This is a genomic window from Enterococcus sp. DIV0176 (assembly GCF_050528535.1).
GTDB classification, from domain to species: Bacteria; Bacillota; Bacilli; order Lactobacillales; family Enterococcaceae; genus Enterococcus_B; species Enterococcus_B thailandicus.
The window spans coordinates 2,334,921-2,353,065 of sequence record NZ_CP172879.1 but is presented as its reverse complement, the minus strand read 5'-3'; the positions used below and the strand labels follow the sequence as shown (position 1 = coordinate 2,353,065).

At 37.1% G+C, this 18,145-nt stretch carries 20 protein-coding genes and 1 other annotated feature; of the genes, 14 read left to right on the top strand and 6 right to left on the bottom strand.

Annotation, left to right across the window (positions count from 1 at the left end):
- Nucleotides 1-80: 80 nt before the first annotated feature.
- Entirely contained in the window at nt 81-1,058 is a 978-nt protein-coding gene (locus IGJ66_RS10880) for a diacylglycerol/lipid kinase family protein (RefSeq protein WP_430616605.1), read from the bottom strand.
- Between the two features lie 488 nt (nt 1,059-1,546).
- Between IGJ66_RS10880 and IGJ66_RS10875 the strand changes: the two genes are divergently transcribed.
- Nucleotides 1,547-2,044, top strand: coding sequence for a QueT transporter family protein (locus tag IGJ66_RS10875; protein WP_067482987.1), 498 nt, complete (start codon nt 1,547-1,549; stop codon nt 2,042-2,044).
- A gap of 286 nt (nt 2,045-2,330) precedes the next feature.
- Here the strand turns inward: IGJ66_RS10875 and cbpA are convergent, their stop codons facing one another.
- Nucleotides 2,331-2,969 carry a cyclic di-AMP binding protein CbpA gene (cbpA, locus tag IGJ66_RS10870; protein WP_067482986.1) on the bottom strand — a complete coding sequence of 213 codons (639 nt, stop codon included), beginning with the start codon at nt 2,967-2,969 and terminating at the stop codon, nt 2,331-2,333.
- A gap of 159 nt (nt 2,970-3,128) precedes the next feature.
- Here cbpA and rpmG point away from each other — a divergent pair, with 159 nt between their 5' ends.
- The 5 genes from rpmG (at nt 3,129) to IGJ66_RS10845 (ending at nt 6,372) form a co-directional block, all read left to right on the top strand.
- Nucleotides 3,129-3,281, top strand: a complete 153-nt coding sequence (gene rpmG / locus IGJ66_RS10865; RefSeq protein ID WP_067482984.1) for a 50S ribosomal protein L33 — start codon at nt 3,129-3,131, stop codon at nt 3,279-3,281.
- 21 nt (nt 3,282-3,302) lie between these two features.
- On the top strand, nt 3,303-3,473 hold the full coding sequence (gene secE, locus IGJ66_RS10860) for a preprotein translocase subunit SecE (protein ID WP_067482982.1): 171 nt from the start codon (nt 3,303-3,305) through the stop codon (nt 3,471-3,473).
- A gap of 99 nt (nt 3,474-3,572) precedes the next feature.
- Nucleotides 3,573-4,118, top strand: a complete 546-nt coding sequence (nusG, locus tag IGJ66_RS10855; protein ID WP_067482980.1) for a transcription termination/antitermination protein NusG — start codon at nt 3,573-3,575, stop codon at nt 4,116-4,118.
- Between the two features lie 168 nt (nt 4,119-4,286).
- Nucleotides 4,287-5,120 (top strand): alpha/beta fold hydrolase, encoded by an 834-nt coding sequence (locus IGJ66_RS10850; RefSeq protein ID WP_082904086.1) that lies wholly within the window; start codon nt 4,287-4,289, stop codon nt 5,118-5,120.
- Nucleotides 5,121-5,271: 151 nt separating this feature from the next.
- Nucleotides 5,272-6,372 carry a lactate oxidase gene (locus IGJ66_RS10845; protein WP_067482971.1) on the top strand — a complete coding sequence of 367 codons (1,101 nt, stop codon included), beginning with the start codon at nt 5,272-5,274 and terminating at the stop codon, nt 6,370-6,372.
- Nucleotides 6,373-6,852: 480 nt separating this feature from the next.
- On the opposite strand, the gene IGJ66_RS10840 is transcribed toward IGJ66_RS10845, so the two are convergent.
- Nucleotides 6,853-7,398, bottom strand: coding sequence for a hypothetical protein (locus IGJ66_RS10840; RefSeq protein ID WP_067482967.1), 546 nt, complete (start codon nt 7,396-7,398; stop codon nt 6,853-6,855).
- Nucleotides 7,399-7,526: 128 nt separating this feature from the next.
- Between IGJ66_RS10840 and IGJ66_RS10835 the strand changes: the two genes are divergently transcribed.
- Nucleotides 7,527-8,000 carry a helix-turn-helix transcriptional regulator gene (locus IGJ66_RS10835; protein WP_067482965.1) on the top strand — a complete coding sequence of 158 codons (474 nt, stop codon included), beginning with the start codon at nt 7,527-7,529 and terminating at the stop codon, nt 7,998-8,000.
- 242 nt (nt 8,001-8,242) lie between these two features.
- Here the strand turns inward: IGJ66_RS10835 and sdaAA are convergent, their stop codons facing one another.
- Both sdaAA and sdaAB read right to left on the bottom strand, forming a co-directional pair.
- Nucleotides 8,243-9,115, bottom strand: a complete 873-nt coding sequence (gene sdaAA / locus IGJ66_RS10830; RefSeq protein WP_067482964.1) for an L-serine ammonia-lyase, iron-sulfur-dependent, subunit alpha — start codon at nt 9,113-9,115, stop codon at nt 8,243-8,245.
- A 17-nt stretch (nt 9,116-9,132) separates the two neighbouring features.
- Entirely contained in the window at nt 9,133-9,801 is a 669-nt protein-coding gene (gene sdaAB, locus IGJ66_RS10825; protein ID WP_067482958.1) for an L-serine ammonia-lyase, iron-sulfur-dependent subunit beta, read from the bottom strand.
- Nucleotides 9,802-10,128: 327 nt separating this feature from the next.
- Here sdaAB and rplK point away from each other — a divergent pair, with 327 nt between their 5' ends.
- From rplK to IGJ66_RS10795, 6 genes are all read left to right on the top strand, one after another.
- Nucleotides 10,129-10,551, top strand: coding sequence for a 50S ribosomal protein L11 (gene rplK, locus IGJ66_RS10820; protein WP_067482956.1), 423 nt, complete (start codon nt 10,129-10,131; stop codon nt 10,549-10,551).
- A gap of 108 nt (nt 10,552-10,659) precedes the next feature.
- Nucleotides 10,660-11,349 carry a 50S ribosomal protein L1 gene (gene rplA, locus IGJ66_RS10815; RefSeq protein ID WP_067482954.1) on the top strand — a complete coding sequence of 230 codons (690 nt, stop codon included), beginning with the start codon at nt 10,660-10,662 and terminating at the stop codon, nt 11,347-11,349.
- A gap of 82 nt (nt 11,350-11,431) precedes the next feature.
- Nucleotides 11,432-11,557 (top strand) — a sequence feature (ribosomal protein L10 leader region).
- A gap of 118 nt (nt 11,558-11,675) precedes the next feature.
- The gene (gene rplJ / locus IGJ66_RS10810) at nt 11,676-12,179 is read left to right on the top strand and encodes a 50S ribosomal protein L10 (protein ID WP_067482952.1); all 504 of its coding nucleotides are present in this window, start codon (nt 11,676-11,678) and stop codon (nt 12,177-12,179) included.
- Between the two features lie 50 nt (nt 12,180-12,229).
- Complete coding sequence (gene rplL, locus IGJ66_RS10805) at nt 12,230-12,598, top strand: 50S ribosomal protein L7/L12 (protein WP_067482950.1); 369 nt, start codon at nt 12,230-12,232, stop codon at nt 12,596-12,598.
- A 710-nt stretch (nt 12,599-13,308) separates the two neighbouring features.
- Nucleotides 13,309-14,004 carry a TVP38/TMEM64 family protein gene (locus tag IGJ66_RS10800; RefSeq protein WP_430616604.1) on the top strand — a complete coding sequence of 232 codons (696 nt, stop codon included), beginning with the start codon at nt 13,309-13,311 and terminating at the stop codon, nt 14,002-14,004.
- A 68-nt stretch (nt 14,005-14,072) separates the two neighbouring features.
- Nucleotides 14,073-15,254 (top strand): MFS transporter, encoded by a 1,182-nt coding sequence (locus IGJ66_RS10795; RefSeq protein ID WP_071868939.1) that lies wholly within the window; start codon nt 14,073-14,075, stop codon nt 15,252-15,254.
- Between the two features lie 90 nt (nt 15,255-15,344).
- Here the strand turns inward: IGJ66_RS10795 and IGJ66_RS10790 are convergent, their stop codons facing one another.
- Nucleotides 15,345-16,901, bottom strand: a complete 1,557-nt coding sequence (locus IGJ66_RS10790) for an ABC-F family ATP-binding cassette domain-containing protein (RefSeq protein WP_067482944.1) — start codon at nt 16,899-16,901, stop codon at nt 15,345-15,347.
- A gap of 236 nt (nt 16,902-17,137) precedes the next feature.
- Here IGJ66_RS10790 and nagB point away from each other — a divergent pair, with 236 nt between their 5' ends.
- Nucleotides 17,138-17,839: a glucosamine-6-phosphate deaminase gene (gene nagB, locus IGJ66_RS10785; protein ID WP_067482938.1), complete on the top strand. Its 702-nt coding sequence runs from the start codon at nt 17,138-17,140 to the stop codon at nt 17,837-17,839.
- Nucleotides 17,840-18,145: the final 306 nt, after the last annotated feature.

The window sequence follows — 18,145 nt, the reverse complement described above, 5'->3', positions numbered from 1 at the left end:
TTAGCGGGTAAAATCAACCATCGTTGATTTTACCCGCTAATTGCTTTTTAGCATGTATTAATTGTTTTAGAAACATGACCTTATTTTTTCGTCTGGCACCAGAATGACTGGTTTTTTGTTCCAAACTGTAAATCAAATGATTGAGGTGCAATGTCTTCACCGTCTGCTTGACCAAACTGGGGAGTCGTGGAAACGATGCGTAGTTTGCTTGTAGTAAAGTGATGGAAATTTTTTGATTTCAATTGTTTCTTTTGTAGTAATAAAATCACGATCCAAATAATTTTGAATAAATTAATTCTTTCAACCACAACGAAATCAATCGTTGGCTTAAATGCCTCAGCAGTTGGTGCAATAGCAACGCCGCCCCCAAAATAAGGATGGTTGGTTGTAGTACAAAGAAAAGCTTTTTCAAAATTTATTGTTTTCCCGCCAACATCTACCAAAATTGGGAATCCTTTTTGTGTAAAAAAGACACGTAAAATGGATAAAATATAGGAAAGTGAGCCTAAATTATATTTATTTAAGCGCTCTTTGGTAGCAGAATGGTTTGTTGCATGAACGATTGCTGCATCAAGACCAATTCCCAAATTGTTGACTAAAACCCCTTTAGTATCGGTCACTTGTTCTTGATAAGTCAGCAGATTGATTTCCCGTGGCTCGGTTGTGTTCAATAAATTAGTGACCGCTTGTTCTGTATTGCGAGATAAGCCAATTCCTCGAGCAAAATCATTTCCAGAACCAGCTGGAACATAAGCAACGGGGAATTCCAAATCTAATTGGTAAAAGGTATTTAAAACTTGGTGTAGCGTACCGTCACCACCGACGATAACTAGGAGTGGAAAGGTAGTCAATGTTTCTTGATTTTCAGTAGTCCATGGCATCAGTGTAGCTTTGGCAAGTTGTTCCGCTAGCTCTGCATCATGTCCGGGATATTCTGAATAGTAGACAGAATAGGTAGCTCGATACTGATCGAAGATAGGTAACATTTTATCGGCGACTTTCTGTCCATTGCCACTTCCAGCAGCTCGGTTGATTAAAAGATGATAATGAAAATTCATGTGTGCCTCCTGTGGCTAACGCAAAAAAAGATCTTTTTTTGCAGATTCCTAGTTATTATAGCAGAGGAAATCCGAAATAAAAAAGAACTTACACGAAAAAAACAAAAAAAGTCTAGCAAGTGCTTAATCCTTAACTGCGTAAGGAGAAGAATTCTAAGGTTCGAAATGTCCACTTAGTTCTTCCGCTGCTTGCTAGACCCTGGTAATAGTAAGAGGTAGCTCAAATTCCCACACCTTTCTGTTGTTTATTTAAGTTCATAACAATTCTCTGCGTGCAAAACCTACTTCGTTTGCGTGACGGGGAATTCTTATGTCCTCTTACACTTACTTTATACCATAAAACGTACGTTTTTGCAAGCGTTTGCACTGATGCTGGCTACTAAAAAAGCAAAAGTATGGTTGAAAAGTAAAAGACATCTGCTATAATACCCTTTGCGGTTCGTCGACCATCCCGCGTTAACAAAACTAGGAGAAAAGAGGAAAAGGAAATGAAAACAAAGAGTAATCAGCGTTTAAGAGTAGTAATGATTAACGGAATTGTGATGGCTTTATATTTGGCGTTAACTTTTATTACACCACTTTCATCAGGTCCCGTTCAAATTCGGATTTCGGAAAGCTTGAACCATTTAGTCGTCTTCAACCGAAAATTATTATGGGGTGTCTTGGGTGGTGTAGTTGTATATAATGCATTTTTTGGCTTTGGTATTTTAGATGTCCTGTTCGGTGGTGGACAAACATTGCTTGCATTAGGTATTACAGCTCTATTGTATAATAAAGTAAAAAATGTCAAAGTTCGCTTAGCATTGAATACGCTATTTTTCACAGTGAGTATGATCTTGATTGCGTATATGCTAGTGCCAACAGGCGGGAAACCTTTTTGGATCACATATGGAACATTGGCGTTGAGTGAGTTCGTGACAATGGCAATCTCGGCACCAATTATGTATTACTTGAATCGAGCAATTGGATTCGATAAAAGAGTATAGATTTTTCTAACACGAGCAATAGCCGACTAAAAAATTATTTGGAGTTCGCTTGTGTCAGCTGGTTAATGAATAATCAATAAACAAAGCAGTTGCGCGAGTAACAGCTTAAACAGCACCGCCAAAATGGGTGGTAAGTGAGTCAATGAAGTTAAAAAGAACTAGCCAACTCTCTTGTTAGAGTGAGGGCTAGTTCTTTTTGTATTTTTGAGAGTTTGTCTAAAAGAGATGAAAATAGAATCTTATACGAAAAAAAGTTACGCCAATTTAGCGTAACTTTTTTTGTTACTTACATATCTCTTAAATTTTCGATTTCGACAACTTTGTAGTTTTTACGTTCCAAATGTTCAACAATTGTATCGCAAAGTTTTTGGTCAGTGTCAGCTGGTAAGGTAATCAATGTGCGACGAATAAATTCGTCTTTGCCAATATCCAATGTGATACAGCTGGCAATGCTGCTGTATTTAGAAATAATTTTAGAAATGGCTGCTAAGTCACCTTGCTTACCCGTGGAAGCAATAGTTAGAACGTAGCTTCCTTGCTCAACGCTCCAAGATTGTGACAACATGTTTAACAATGTGCTATGAGTCAAGATGCCATAGAAATGATTTTCATCATCGAGAACAGCAATATAAGGTAACTCTTTAATTGTGAAGAACACTTTAAAGAATGAAGTATTCACGTAAATAAACTTTGTCGCATTTTTTAACAGGTGAGTGACTGGCAAAGTCATGTCTCCGCCGTTTGCTTTATGACGGTAGATGTGCATTTTGTAGATATTTCCGCGGAAGATTTTTCCAGATTCATCTAAGATTGGCACACAACGATAACCAGATGTTTCTAAGATTTCAAGTGCTTCTTCTAATGTATTTGTTTCTGTTACAGTTGTTAGATCTTTTTTCTTATATACAAGCGTTTTAAGTAGCATAATAATACCCCCATATCTCATTTTTACTTCATTTCTTACTAATCATATCATAAGTATTTATAAAACAATAGCTAGTACTCATCACAAATTGACAAGAACTTATTTCCATGCTACTGTTAGAATGTATAAATTTGATTTTCAGTTAGGAGGTAGACACGGATGGCAAAGAAAAAAGCAGCATTAGCTTGTTCCGTTTGTGGCTCTCGAAACTACACCAAATCGGTTAGTGAAGGAAAAAGTGGCGCGCGTTTGGAAATCAATAAATTTTGTAAATATTGTAATCAGTACACATTACATAAAGAAACAAAATAAGAACGAAACGAGGACACAACGGTGAAATTTATTAAAAGTGTATTGGCTGAAATGAAACAAGTTACTTGGCCAACAAAAAGACAATTACGTCGTGACACTTTAGTTGTCATTGAAACATCAATTATTTTTGCTTTGATGTTTTTCATTATGGACACAGCAATCCAAAGCTTGTTTGCATTAGTTCTTAAATAAGACGCTAGTAAACGAGCGTGATTTGTGCTACAATTGGGTGGAAGAAAAACTTCGGGTGACTGAGGTTTTTTTATTTTACAACGAAATGAGGAGCCGTAAATGGAATCTTTTGAAAAAAATTGGTACGTGCTGCACACGTATTCTGGTTATGAAAATAAGGTAAAGGCAAACATTGAATCTCGTGCGCAAAGCATGAAAATGGCTGATTATATTTTCCGTGTCGTTGTCCCAGAAGAAACAGAGACTGAAGTGAAAAATGGCAAAGAAAAAGAAACGGTTCATAAAACATTTCCTGGTTATGTCCTAGTTGAAATGATTATGTCCGACGGTTCTTGGTATGTTGTTCGTAATACTCCAGGAGTAACTGGTTTTGTAGGATCTCACGGTGCTGGTAGTAAACCTGCTCCATTGTTACCTGAAGAAGCAAATCACATTTTACGTTCAATCGGTATGAGCGTACGCCAAAATGATTTAGAAGTTGGCGTTGGCGAAACAGTGAAAATTATTGAAGGTGCATTTGCTGGACTTGAAGGACACGTAACTGAAGTCGATGAAGAAAAAGAAAAACTAAAAGTAAATATCGATATGTTTGGTCGTGAAACAAGTACTGAGCTTGACTTCGATCAAGTAGATAAAATTGACTAATTAAACAGAAACCTGAAATGCTAATCCTAGTGATTGGCGCTTCAGGTTTTTTTAGTAGATAAGACGGATCGTGTGTGAAAAGGAGGAATCAGGTCATTGAAAAAATTTAACTCAAAGAAAATCAATCCTGCTTTGATCATCAGTTTACTTTTATTAGGGCTGGTCATCATGGCTGGTTGTCAAAGAACAAATGATAAATCTAGTTCCAATGCGTCTACACAAACTGAAAAAACGACGCAAACGAGCGATGCGCCAAAGAAGTCAACGACACCAACACTTTTTTTTCACGGCTACAGTGGAACAGTCAATTCTTTTAAGGGCATGTTGCAACGGTTAGAAGAAAAGCAACTAGCAAAGCAATCGCTTCAGTTGACGGTCAGTCCAGATGGAACGGTTCAAGCAACAGGCAAGTTAAGTCAGCAGGCAGAAAATCCAATGATTCAAGTTTTGTTTACTGATAATGTCAACAATGAGTGGAATCAGACGGAGTGGATCAAAAACTGTTTAACCTATTTACAAACAACGTATGGTGTGGAAAAAGTGAATGTTGTTGGGCATTCGATGGGGGGCGTAAGTGCATTGCGCTACTTGGTAACTTATGGCCAAGAGCCTTCGTTACCTCAAGTCGAAAAATTTGTAGCGATTGGTGCGCCATTTAATGACTTTACAGATGATAGTGCACAAACTTTAACAGATGAACTAGCAAATGGTCCGGCAGTCACTTCCAGTCGCTATCAAGACTATCAGCAAATGATTGACAATGTTCCTACACAGACAAAGGTGTTGTTAATTGCGGGGCAGTTAAGTCAAACAGATTTAAGTGATGGAACGGTGCCACTCAATAGTGCGTTAGCTGTATTTGCTTTGCTAACCCAGCACGGAAACCAAGTGAAGGAAAAAGTCATCGAAGGAGATAACGCTTCCCATAGTATGCTTCATGAAAATCAAGAAGTAGATCAACTTGTGCAGAAATTTATTTGGGAAGAGAATGCAGCTAGTTAAAAAATTGATAAAGTAAGAACTTTTAGTTGAAATATATTGGGCGTTAGCTATTTTAAGCTAGCGCTCTTTTTGTCGAGTATAAATATTTGCTTACTTTTTGTAAGAGTAATATACTTAATTTCGTAAAGTTGAAAAGAAAGAAGGAGTCAAAATGACTTATCATACAAGTAATGAAGAACATCCAATCGAAATCGTAAACATTGCATCACTAGAAGACCGCGTGAAAGAACGTATGGAAGCAGGTGCTTTCGGTTATATTCGTGGCGGTTCTGAAGATGAATGGACGATGAAAGAAAATACTTCTGCATTCAATACTAAAAAAATTATGCCACGCGTCTTGCGCGGGATTGATCATGCTGATTTACACACGTCTGTTTTTGGTATTGATTTAGATACACCAATTATTCAAGCACCATCAGCTGCGCAAGGATTAGCTCATGAAAAAGGTGAGGCGGATACTGCAAAAGGTGTAGCAGCAGCTGGTTCAATTTTTTCAATCAGTACGTATGCGAATACAACAATTAAAGACGCCGCTGCAGCAGCACCAAATGCGCCACAATTTTTCCAACTATATATGAGTAAAGATGATGGTTTTAATGAATTTATTTTGACGCAAGCGATGGAAGCCGGAGCAAAAGCAATTATTCTTACTGCGGACTCAACATTAGGTGGTTATCGTGAAGAAGACGTCATCAATCAATTCCAATTCCCATTACCAATGCCTAACTTAGCTGCTTATAGCGAGCAGAGTGCTAGTGGAAGTGGTGAAGGAAAAGGAATTGCTGAAATTTATGCTGCTGCTAAACAAGGGCTAGTTCCAGATGATATCAAAAAAATCAAAGAATTTACTCATCTTCCTGTTTTTGTAAAAGGAATTCAATCACCAGAAGACGCCGAAGTTGCAATTGCTGCTGGAGCAGATGGTATCTGGGTTTCAAATCATGGTGGACGTCAATTAGATGGTGGTCCTGCCTCATTTGAAGTATTACCAATGATTGCTGCAACAGTTAATAAACGTGTACCAATTGTTTTTGATTCAGGCGTACGTCGTGGTGAACATGTTTTCAAAGCATTGGCAAGTGGTGCGGACTTAGTAGCAATAGGTCGTCCAGTGATTTATGGGTTGAATTTAGGCGGAGCAGAAGGCGTAACTTCTGTTTTTGAACATTTCAATAAAGAACTATCAATTACTATGCAATTGGCTGGAACAAAAACAATTGAAGAAGTAAAAAATACAACATTGTTGGATTAGGTGAGGGAGTTGTAGTCAAAAACTTTCTATCTACATTTAAATACACTAATAAAATGGAGAAAGAGCAGTGACGAAAATTTTGTCACTGCTCTTTCTCTGAATAAACGGTGTTCAAGAAGTAACTCCTTCGTAAATAAGTCGAAGTGTCACAAACATTTGAGAAGAGATTTTTAGAAAGTCCTTCTTATTTTTTTGAAGGTGCCCACCTTTGTTACAGCCACTTTATTATCAAGATTTTTGTAAGAACAATCAATTTAGTGAATTCGGCTAATTATTTTTTTCTTGATAAAAGATCTTGTACTTCGTAAGTGTGAAGTTGCTGCTTAATTTGGTCAATTTCATCTTGCTGTCTAGCGGATTTGATAGATAAAGATATTACGGCTCCTGAGAGTAATAAGATTGCGATGAAATCATAGTGATCAATAAAAAATTTAAAAAATTCCCTAAATATGTTCATTTCTATTCCTTTCGTAAGACAAATTAACGATTGTACATGTAATCATCAAAACCTAGTGCTGCTGGAAAGCCAAATGAGGCTGTAATTCTAGCCATTATCCAACCACCATTAGGTTTATATTCTTTTTTAGAAAGAATACCACGAGATACACATTGCTTAGCAGCGTATCTACCAACATTGTACATTCCTTGAATAATTGCAATAGCCGAGGCGATAATCCCTAAAATGACTTCAATACCAACTCTGGAATGAGACTTGGTACTTAAAAACTCAAGATAACCATTCAGTAATTCATCGTGATTTTCAGAAGTGACAGTTTTTCCATAAAAATATGCTTCAAAGTATTTTACGGAAAAGCTACTAGCATTTTCTTTTAAGTATGTCACAGCTTGGTTATAGTTTTGATTATTTTCATTAAGGACGTATGTTTCTTGTGTGCTTGTTTGTTCATTAGTCAGTTTAATCTGATTGTTTTCTTCAGCTAAGACAGTAACTGTTGGGGCAAGAGCTCCAGAAATTGTAATAACTGATAATAAACCTGTAACAACTTTTAAATTTTTTGCCAACATTCTCAACACTTCTTTCTAAAATTTTTCTTTACAAAAATAACTTACTACGTAATGATGTAATTAACTATCAAAGGTGTTTTACATAAGGCTTTACATTCGTAAAACTATATAGGAAAGGGGTTTGTTTGATGGCTATGTACCAAAAAATAAAAGCAGAAAGATTGAAAAAAGAACTAACACAAGAAGAATTAGCAGAAAAAATCTTAGTTTCTAGACAAACAATTTCTAATTGGGAAAATCAACGAGCGATTCCTACTACGGATAATATTATTCTATTGTCTCAATTGTTTGATTTGCCAGTTGATTATTTTTATTCTGAAAATGAAGTGATGGACTCAGAATATCTGAGTAAACGAGTGAGAAAAAATAGATTATTTGAAATGCAAGATTTGAAATTATGGAACCTTGCTTTGATTATTCTTTTAGTAATTGCGCTACTTATTCCTTACTCCGCGCCGATTGCTCTTTCCATGATTTTTACGTGGAAGAATAAAATTACTCCAAAACAATTTAAACGAGCGGCTGCACTGATAATTGTGATCGTTTCGCTTGATATTTCAGCGATGCTTATAGTGTTCCTTTATTTTGTAGGGTATAAATAGATAGAGCAGATAATAAATAAAAATAATTCATTCGTTTATAGTAAAAGGTCAATTATTAAGCTAAGAACTTTTTCTGAAGCAACAATGTATTTCAACATAGTAGTAGGCTGACCGTGATAGGATGCATGAATTTATCGGTTAACAAATACATAGGTAAAGAAAATAAAAAACCTGAAGACAACAACCATGAAAGGATTGTTGTCTTCAGGTTGGTCGAGGCAGAATTATCTGCCCCGACCTTTTTAAGCTTGTTTAGTTAACAGCTCATTGGTTAAGCGTTGTGCAGTTGGCGTAGTAGCTAGACCACCCTCAGCCGTTTCTTTGAAAATCGATGGCATTTGACGACCAACTTGATACATAGCAGCAACTACTTCGTCTGGTGGAATGACGCTTTCGATTCCTGCAAGTGCCATGTCTGCTGAAATAAAAGCTTGTGAGGAACCTAAAGCATTTCGTTTCACACAGGGAACTTCTACTAGTCCTGCAACAGGATCACAAATCAGTCCCATCATATTTTTTAAAGTAATGGCAATTGCTTGAGCAGCTTGATGAGGTGTGCCATTTTTAGCACAAACTAAAGCCGCAGCTGCCATTGCGCTAGCGGAACCAACCTCCGCTTGACAACCGCCTTCGGCACCGCTGATTGAAGCATTGTTTGCAATGACTAATCCAAATGCTCCTGCTGTGAATAAAAAGTCTAGTTGTTGCTCGTGTGTCAAAGAAAGACGTTCACGAACGGCCATTAATACACCGGGGACAACGCCCGCACTTCCAGCAGTTGGTGTTGCACAGATGAGTCCCATTTTGGCGTTGACTTCATTCACTGCGATGGCATTTCTTACTGCTGTTAAAATCGTATCACCGCTCAAAAAATCACCTTGTTCTAAGTAAGTATCTAAACGTTTTGCATCTCCACCAGTAATTCCTGTGACAGAAGTAACGCCAGCTTTTCCTTCAGTGATTGATTGCTCCATGACTGCTAGATTTTTTTCCATGATTTGAATGATGTGTTCGCGCGAACGGCCGCTCATTTCCATCTCGGTTGCAATCATTAGCTCTGCGACAGATGAGTAGTCTTTTGCTTGTTCGACTAATTCTTCAATTGATAAAAACATAGGCTTTGCAGACTCCTTTAATCAAAGTAATTCACGCTATCAATATGTGGTAGCTGTTGTAGTTTTCGGACAGTTTCTTCGACTTGTGGATCATCCACTTCGATAATCATAATGGCATTTTCACCTTTTGACTCTCTTGTCACGGTCATCGTTCCGATATTTGTGTTTGTTTCGGAAAGAATATTGGTCACTTTGGCAATCATTCCAGGAACGTCTTGATGGACAACAATCAGTGTTGGTGTTCCCATACTTAAAGAAATCTTGAAACCGTTGAGTTCGGAAATCTGAATATTTCCGCCTCCAATCGAGATACCAGTGACTGATAATTTCCGTTTTCCTTTTGATAAAAGCATTTTGACTGAGTTTGGATGTTCTGCTTTTTCACTTTTTGGTACGAATAAAACTTCCATCCCAGCTTCATACGCTAATTTTAGTGAATCAGCTAAACGTTCATCATCAGGTTCCATTCCCAACAAACCACCAACCAAAGCAATGTCGGTACCGTGGCCACGATAAGTTTTCGCAAATGACTCATAAAGGTAAATATCAACAGAATCTGGTTGCTCACCAAAAATACTGCGAATCACTTTGCCAATTCTAGCTGCTCCAGCTGTATGAGAACTGCTTGGACCAATCATCACTGGCCCGATAATATCAAAGACGCTTCTATACTTTAACTCTTTCATTTTTTCACCTCGTCAAATTCTTAAGGAAAAAAGTTTCTACAAACTTCATTTTTCGTACATTTAATTATTCTGGCGTAAGTTTAGCACAAAAGGACGAAAGAAAGAAAAAAATCTTTCCTTTATAAGAAAATTTTTAGCACTTTTTGCTGATAATTATAAAAAAAATCAAAAAAATTCTTGAAAATATGATTGAATTTGCTATAATGTATCAGTGTGCATTGAAATGCACATTTTTATCTAACTTTTTTAAAATTGATAGATGAAAACGTGGGAGGAGAAATATGTATCTCCAATTAACCACATCACGGACTTAAGGAGGTATGTCTCGTGGCAAAGAAAGTAGAAAAAATCGTTAAATTGCAAATTCCTGCAGGTAAAGCAACTCCAGCACCACCAGTAGGTCCTGCACTAGGTCAAGCGGGTATCAACATTATGGGATTCACTAAAGAATTCAACGCTCGTACAGCTGATCAAGCAGGCTTGATTATCCCAGTTGTAATCTCAGTATATGAAGATCGTTCATTTACGTTTGTTACAAAAACACCACCAGCTGCAGTTTTATTGAAAAAATCAGCTAAAATCGAAAAAGGTTCAGGTGAACCAAACAAAAATAAAGTTGCTACAATTTCTAGCGATCAAGTAAGAGAAATCGCTGAATTGAAAATGGAAGACCTAAACGCTGCTAACGTTGAATCAGCAATGCGCATGGTTGAAGGAACTGCACGAAGCATGGGTATCGTTGTAGAATAATTTATTCTAACGTTCCCAAGAAAGTAGCTTCTCAGTTGGCTCTGTATTGAAAGATATAGAACACGTGGGAGGTACAACCGTTATAACCACAATCAAGGAGGAAACAAAATGGCTAAAAAGAGCAAAAAAATGCAAGATGCATTAAAAAAAGTTGATTCAAGTAAAGTTTATCCTGTTGCAGAAGCAGTAGCTTTGGCAAAAGAAACTAACATTGCAAAATTCGACGCAACTGTTGAAGTTGCTTACCGTTTGAATGTTGACCCTAAAAAAGCAGACCAACAAATTCGTGGTGCTGTTGTATTACCAAACGGAACTGGTAAAACACAATCTGTTTTAGTATTCGCTAAAGGCGAAAAAGCAAAAGAAGCTGAAGCAGCTGGTGCAGATTTCGTTGGTGACGACGACATGGTTCAAAAAATCCAAGGTGGATGGTTTGACTTTGACGTAGTTGTTGCAACACCTGATATGATGGCAACTGTTGGTAAATTAGGTCGTGTATTAGGACCTAAAGGCTTAATGCCTAACCCTAAAACTGGAACAGTTACAATGGACGTAACAAAAGCTGTTAACGAAGTAAAAGCTGGTAAAGTAACTTACCGTGTTGACAAAGCTGGTAACGTACATGTTCCAATCGGTAAAGTTTCATTCGATGACGCAAAACTTATCGAAAACTTCCAAACAATCCATGATGTATTAGTGAAAGCTAAACCATCAGCAGCTAAAGGTCAATACATGAAGAATGTTACTGTAACAACAACATTTGGACCTGGTATCCACGTTGACCAAGCTTCTTTCTAATTTTAATTAAGTTAGATAGTTGATTGATCCAACTGAAAAATAATTCTTGACTCAACTAGTTTAGCGTGCTAAGCTAGTTGAGGTTAATAATTAACTTGTACCGAAGACAGTAGGTGGCTTAGCCTTAATTTCCTACCGAGGACGTTTATTGAATAATTTCAATAGTCCCTCTATGTCTACGGTGGCATAGGGTTTTTTTATTGTGAATTACTAAGAAATTAGCTGATGAACAATACTCGCTAAGCGAAGTAAAAAGGATTTCTTTTGAACAGCATAATGAGGCAACTAAAAACTCTTCCATCAAAATTCAGGAGGTGAAACTCAAAATGAGTGAAGCAGCAATCGCAAAAAAAGCAGAAATCGTTGATAAAGTAAGTGAAAAATTTACAGCAGCAGCATCTGTAGTAGTCGTTGACTACCGTGGACTAACTGTTGATGAAGTAACTCGCTTACGTAAACAACTTCGTGATGCAAACGTAGAAATGAAAGTTATCAAAAACTCTATCCTTTCACGTGCTGCAAAACAAGCTGGATTAGAAGGCTTGGACGAAGTATTTACTGGCCCTACAGCCGTTGCATTTAGTAACGAAGATGTAGTTGCACCAGCAAAAATCATGGATGAATTTGCTAAAGAAGCAAAAGCATTAGAAATCAAAGGCGGTATCATCGAAGGTAAAGTATCTTCATTGGAAGAAATTACAGCCTTGGCAAAATTGCCAAACCGCGAAGGTCTTCTTTCTATGTTGCTATCGGTACTACAAGCGCCAGTCCGCAACGTGGCTTACGCTGTCAAAGCAGTCGCAGACAAAGAAGATGGAGATGCAGCTTAATAGCCGCATAGCATAAATAAAACAAACAACATTTAATGGAGGAAATTATCATGGCATTGAACATTGAAAACATCGTTGCTGAGTTAAAAGAAGCAACTATCCTAGAACTTAACGACCTAGTTAAAGCTATTGAAGAAGAATTTGGCGTATCTGCTGCTGCTCCTGTAGCTGCAGCTGGTGCTGTAGCAGGTGCTGCAGCTGAAGAACAAACTGAATTCACTGTAGAATTAACTGCAGCTGGAGACCAAAAAGTTAAAGTTATCAAAGCAGTTCGTGAAGCAACTGGCTTAGGCTTGAAAGAAGCTAAAGCTGTAGTTGACGGCGCTCCTGCACCAGTTAAAGAAGGCGTGTCTAAAGACGAAGCTGAAGAATTAAAAGCTAAACTTGAAGAAGTTGGCGCATCAGTAACAGTTAAATAATTTTTGCTGATTATAGAGCACCGAAATCCTTGATATGATGGGATTTTGGTGCTTTTTTGTTCTTTGACCATACTTTTTAAGAATTGATATACTTTGCGAACTTGTTTACGGACTAATCTTTTTTTGTATGAGTATAGATGTTCATAGATAGTAGGATGATGGTTTGGGTGGCCCAGTTCTTGAACTTATTTAGTGAACTAGCTAGCTTCAATAATAACTGTAGTCGGTAGGATGAAATTCGTGAACACTTAGATCATTAAAAATATTTTCTTTACATATTCTGGGTAATATCATTTTTAGAGCTGTTTGAAGATAGGTATATCTTTAAGTCGGAATCATTTCAGACATTTTTGGAACTAGAATTGTTTTTTTCCTTTCAGGAATATTGTTACTGTTTGTTGCAATAATAGCCAAGAAAAGAAAGGCATTATTTGATTGATAAAACATATGGGTATAACCACAAAATTGAATCAACTTTGCTGAATATAAAGCACCAGAATCTTTGATATGATCGGATTCAGGTGCTTTTTATGTTGGCTAGTAGTTAATAGCTGTATAAAAGATATAGGTGAACAGGTATTGGACGTGGTTTTGATTTTTTATTCCAAATGTTGTTTAGAAAGTATGATTAGATTAAGGAGGAAACAAAGAAAGAGAAACCTATGCTAAAATAAGATATAAATAGGGAGTATTTGAGAAAAGGAGTATCAATGAAAAAGAGAATAGTTCAAATCATTTTGATTCTATGTGGTATCGGATTGATTTCTTTTATTGGTTATCATGTCTATTTGCAATATGCAAAGGATATTGATATTTTGTTAAATCCAAAGGCAAGTCAGGCGTTATTACAAAAAACAGTACGTTCCCATGGGGTAATTACTGCGGCGTTATTGATTTTATTAACAACAGTGATGTGTGTTGTTCCAGGGATTCCGACATCAATTGTTGGCGTTTTGGTGGGGGTTAGTTATGGTCCAATTCTTGGAAGTCTCATCAATATTAGTGGGAATGCCTTGGGAAACTTATTCGCTATTTTTTTATTACATCACTTAACTTTTTTGGATCAGTCAACCAAAGAAAATCGCTGGGTGAAAGCAATTACTCGAATGAGGCATCCTAAAATAGGTGTGATGATTGGCTACATGGTACCAGTGATTCCTTCTTCCATTGTCAGTTTTATAGCCTATACACTGAATCTATCTTTAAAACAAGTAGCGTTATCGGTGATTTTAGGTGTATTACCGTCATCAATCTTATATGCTTGTGGGGGCGAAGCCTTGTTCCATGGCTATAACAAAACAGCAGTAGGAATTATTGCTAGTGTACTTCTACTGATTGGGTTAGTTGTTATTATTTATAAGGACCGTGAAAAACATCGTCTAGATAAGGTAAAGAAAAGTGAATAAAATGTTCTTAGATGATTTCATTTTTTTTATGAAAGAGCTACACTATTAGTTGGAAGTGAGGGGAAAGAATGGAACAAAAAAACCAAATTCAACTAACAGGAGCATTGACGACTTTACTAGCAACTACTTGTGGTGTAGTGGTTGCCAATATGTATTATATCCAACCGATTGGAACAAAAGTAGCAACAAGTTTTTCAGTTAGTACGAGTGCAATTGGCATTTTAACCATGTTGACGCAACTCGGCTATGCTTTGGGCTTATTATTCTTAGTGCCATTGGGCGATGTGGTAAATCGACCTAAATTGATTATTCGAATGGCTGCATTGTCTGCTATTTCGTTGTTGGCTGCTTTTTTTGCGCCATCGTTTACGTTATTTGCATGTGCATCTTTCTTAATTGGTTTACTGTCTATTGTGCCACAAATCATTATTCCGTATGGCGCTGTCTTAGCGGGCTCAGCCGCACGCGGAAAAGTAATGGGACAATTATTAAGTGGTTTATTGATTGGGATTTTATTATCGAGAACAGTATCAGGAATTATTGCCAGCGTGTTTTCTTGGCGAATGGTCTATTTATTTGCGTTGCTTGCTGTGGGGCTGTTAACAGCGTTGCTTTATGTGAAATTACCGAGGACGCAAGAAAGTCGAAAAGCATCAGTTTCTTATATCGATTCTTTGAAGAGCTTACCGCATTTATTTACATCTCAACGTTTATTACGTGAATCAGCATTCAACGGCTTTTTTATGTTTGGAACGTTTTCTATTTTTTGGTCAACTTTGATTTTTTATATTAGCAGTCCTGTTTATCATTGGGGCACATTTGAAGCAGGGATCTTAGCGATTTTTGGTTTGTCGGGAGCTGTTGCAGCACCGATTGTTGGGCGTTTAGCAGATTCCTATTCCGAAAGAAAGATTATTTCGATGGGATTGTGGATGCAAACACTTAGTTTTGTCTTACTTTTGATTGGTGGAAATCATCTAACACTTTTATTATTTGCAATTATTTTATTAGATGTTGGTAATCAATTTGGTCAAGTTTCTAACCAAGCACGTGTTCAAGGTCTTGGTGAAGAAGCAAGTAACCGGAATAATACGATTTTCATGTTTATGTATTTTATCGGGGGAGCAACAGGTTCGTTAGTAGGAACAACGATGTGGGAACATTTTGGCTGGATGGGTGTCACACTTGCAGGGCTCGCTTTTCAAGCATGTGCCTACTTCTGTCAATTGGTTTTATTCCGCAAGAAATAAAAAGTTAGTAATAATCAAAAACAAAAAAGGTGAAACAAAACGTATTTTCGTTTTGCTTCACCTTTTTTTGTTTTGACACCTGTCATTTGCTCAGTGCTTGCTGCTGTACGTTGCTTCATTCGTTTCGATCTCAATCACTCGATCAACCAGTTCTTGATAAAATTCTTGTTCATGGGAAACAACTAAGACAGTTCCTGTAAATTGTTGTATTCCTTTTTGCAAGCTTGCTTTTGTTTCGTGATCAATATGGTTAGTGGGCTCATCTAAAATCAGGAGATTGCCACTGTTCATAGTCATCTGTGCAAGTTTTACTTTTGTTTGCTCACCACCACTTAGCGTAGCTAGAGGTTCGCTTGCCAGCTGGTTAACTAAGCCAGCTTTGGCTAATTGACGACGTAATTCTTTGATCGTTGCTTTTGGAAAGTGCCCACTTAAATATTGCAAAGGTGTTTCTAATGGGTTTTCCCAAGTTAGGTCTTGCGAAAAATAATTGATTTTGGTGTTTTCTGGAAAATGAAAATCACCATCTAACTGTTTGATTTCACCAATTAAGGTTTTAAGCAGTGTTGATTTTCCGATTCCGTTAAAGCCACGAATCGCCACCGTTTCCCCAAAGCGAATAGTCAAGTTGATAGGTGCTAGTAGAGGTCGTTCATATCCAATGACTAAATCGGTTGTCTCTAGTGCTAATGTTGTCACGATTGGTGTGAAAGGAAAATCAAATACTGCAGTTGCTGTGTTGGTTGGTGGCTTCAATCGATCAACTTTATCTAATTGTTTTTGGCGACTCTTTGCCATTGTCGAGCGAGAACCGGCTTTGTACTTACGAATATAGGCTTCTGTTTTCTCAATTTGTTTTTGTTGCGCATGATATTGACGTAAATAACTTTCTCGGTTTTGTTCTTTTTGTTTCAAAGCCTGTTTTAGATGGCCAGTGTATTTCGTTAATTGACCGAATTCAATATCAGCAATGTGTGTAGTGATTTGGTCTAAAAATTCTTGATCGTGGGAAATCACGATATACGCACCTTGAAAGCTTTGCAGAAATTGTGTCAGCCATTGAATGTGTTGATCGTCTAAATGGTTCGTGGGTTCGTCCAAGATTAAAACATCAGGATTTTCTAAAAGTAATTTAGCTAAAATCACTTTTGAACGTTGTCCACCGCTTAGCTCTTTTAACAATGTGTTGGCTCCCAACACATCTAAGCCAAGTCCGCTACTCATTTCAGCGACAAGTGTATCAATTTGATAAAAGATTCCTTGATCGAGTTCGGTTTGTAATTTTCCTGCCTTTTCAAGTAGTGAATCATCAAAAGTTTCACCGTATTGGGTATAAAGCTCGCCGATTTTTTGTTCTTTTTCAAATTCATCGGCATAAGCAGTTTTCAGAAACTCTTGGATTGTCAATTGTTCGTCAACTTCGACATACTGGTCTAAATAGCCACGATGAATATTCTTTTGCCATTGGATATGACCGTTATCTGGCAAAATTTCCCCTGTGATAATTTTAATCAGGGTACTTTTACCCGCACCATTTTGACCAATCAGTCCTAAATGTTCACCAGCATTTAATTGCAGTTGGACATCTTCATAAAGAATTTTATCACCGAATTGTTGGGTGATATTTGTTAGTGTTAATATACTCATAATTTCTCCTTCTTAATAGTAAAAAAACTGCAGACAATTGTGTCAGCAGTCATCAAGTATCCTGGTTAAAGTGCAGCAAAAATCAATTTAATTATCTCGTCTTATGCAAACTAACACAGATGAATGAAAAATGTCAAGAAAACGAAAAAAAACGAATTTGGTCTATACTAATTATTGTAATTCCAAAAAAAGGGTGCTATAATTGGGCTATACCAAAACACAAAGGAGTAATCACTATGGAAATCATTCGTGTGAAAAACGCTGAAGAAGGCGGCAAAAAAGCTTTTGAAATAATCAAAGACGGCATGGAAAATGGGGCAAAGGTTTTAGGCTTGGCAACAGGTAGTACACCAATTACTTTATATAAAGAAATGACTTCAAGCGACATTGATTTTAGTGACATGACTTCTGTTAACTTAGATGAGTATGTTGGACTAGGCGGATCAGATGAACAAAGCTACCGTCATTTTATGAATGTTCAATTATTTGATAAAAAACCATTCAAAGCAACTTATGTACCAAATGGTAAAGCGGACGATTTAGGTGCTGCATGTAAAGAATATGACAAAACAATTGATGAAAATCCAATTGATATTCAAATCTTAGGAATTGGTCAAAATGGACACATTGGTTTCAATGAACCTGGTGCGCCACTTGATGGAACAACTTCTGTCGTTGACTTAACTGAATCAACAATCAATGCAAATAAACGTTTCTTTGATAAAGTGGAAGATGTACCAACTAAAGCTGTTTCAATGGGAATTGGTTCAATTCTTAAAGGTAAGAAAATCGTCTTGATGGCTTATGGCGAAAACAAAGCAGATGCAATCAAAGGAATGGTGGATGGACCTGTGACGACAGAAATGCCAGCAAGTGCATTGCAAAACCATGATGACGTTGTTGTAATCATCGACGAAGAAGCTGCAAGTAAACTGTAAAGAAAAGGTTGTGGTTCCAAGCGACTAGCTCCGAAAAAATAGCAAACAGGCGCACAAAATAGCTCTTCATATTTTGGTGAGACTGTGAGCTATTTCGAGGAGTTGCTTGGGGAACACCGTGAATGAGGTTGTGGTTCCAAGCGTTAAACTTCAAGCAATAAGGAATTTTTTATAGAAATAGTTTCTCATGTTTTTATGAAAAAAAAGACTTATTGCCGAAGGAGTTGCTTTGGAAACACCATTTGCTCGAAAACAGGAGGCATGACAAAACTTTTGTCATGCCTCCTGTTTTGTTGTATGAACTTA

Excerpts from the sequence above, each read along its gene's own strand:
- cbpA (WP_067482986.1), bottom strand. The coding sequence starts at position 2,969 with ATGCTACTTAAAACGCTTGTATATAAGAAAAAAGATCTAACAACTGTA.
- rplA (WP_067482954.1), top strand. The coding sequence starts at position 10,660 with ATGGCTAAAAAGAGCAAAAAAATGCAAGATGCATTAAAAAAAGTTGAT.
- IGJ66_RS10790 (WP_067482944.1), bottom strand. The coding sequence starts at position 16,901 with ATGAGTATATTAACACTAACAAATATCACCCAACAATTCGGTGATAAA.
- IGJ66_RS10795 (WP_071868939.1), top strand. The coding sequence starts at position 14,073 with ATGGAACAAAAAAACCAAATTCAACTAACAGGAGCATTGACGACTTTA.
- IGJ66_RS10880 (WP_430616605.1), bottom strand. The coding sequence starts at position 1,058 with ATGAATTTTCATTATCATCTTTTAATCAACCGAGCTGCTGGAAGTGGC.
- rplJ (WP_067482952.1), top strand. The coding sequence starts at position 11,676 with ATGAGTGAAGCAGCAATCGCAAAAAAAGCAGAAATCGTTGATAAAGTA.
- IGJ66_RS10850 (WP_082904086.1), top strand. The coding sequence starts at position 4,287 with ATGGCTGGTTGTCAAAGAACAAATGATAAATCTAGTTCCAATGCGTCT.
- IGJ66_RS10835 (WP_067482965.1), top strand. The coding sequence starts at position 7,527 with ATGGCTATGTACCAAAAAATAAAAGCAGAAAGATTGAAAAAAGAACTA.
- IGJ66_RS10800 (WP_430616604.1), top strand. The coding sequence starts at position 13,309 with ATGAAAAAGAGAATAGTTCAAATCATTTTGATTCTATGTGGTATCGGA.
- nusG (WP_067482980.1), top strand. The coding sequence starts at position 3,573 with ATGGAATCTTTTGAAAAAAATTGGTACGTGCTGCACACGTATTCTGGT.
- sdaAA (WP_067482964.1), bottom strand. The coding sequence starts at position 9,115 with ATGTTTTTATCAATTGAAGAATTAGTCGAACAAGCAAAAGACTACTCA.
- rpmG (WP_067482984.1), top strand. The coding sequence starts at position 3,129 with ATGGCAAAGAAAAAAGCAGCATTAGCTTGTTCCGTTTGTGGCTCTCGA.
- IGJ66_RS10840 (WP_067482967.1), bottom strand. The coding sequence starts at position 7,398 with ATGTTGGCAAAAAATTTAAAAGTTGTTACAGGTTTATTATCAGTTATT.
- sdaAB (WP_067482958.1), bottom strand. The coding sequence starts at position 9,801 with ATGAAAGAGTTAAAGTATAGAAGCGTCTTTGATATTATCGGGCCAGTG.
- nagB (WP_067482938.1), top strand. The coding sequence starts at position 17,138 with ATGGAAATCATTCGTGTGAAAAACGCTGAAGAAGGCGGCAAAAAAGCT.
- IGJ66_RS10845 (WP_067482971.1), top strand. The coding sequence starts at position 5,272 with ATGACTTATCATACAAGTAATGAAGAACATCCAATCGAAATCGTAAAC.
- IGJ66_RS10875 (WP_067482987.1), top strand. The coding sequence starts at position 1,547 with ATGAAAACAAAGAGTAATCAGCGTTTAAGAGTAGTAATGATTAACGGA.
- rplL (WP_067482950.1), top strand. The coding sequence starts at position 12,230 with ATGGCATTGAACATTGAAAACATCGTTGCTGAGTTAAAAGAAGCAACT.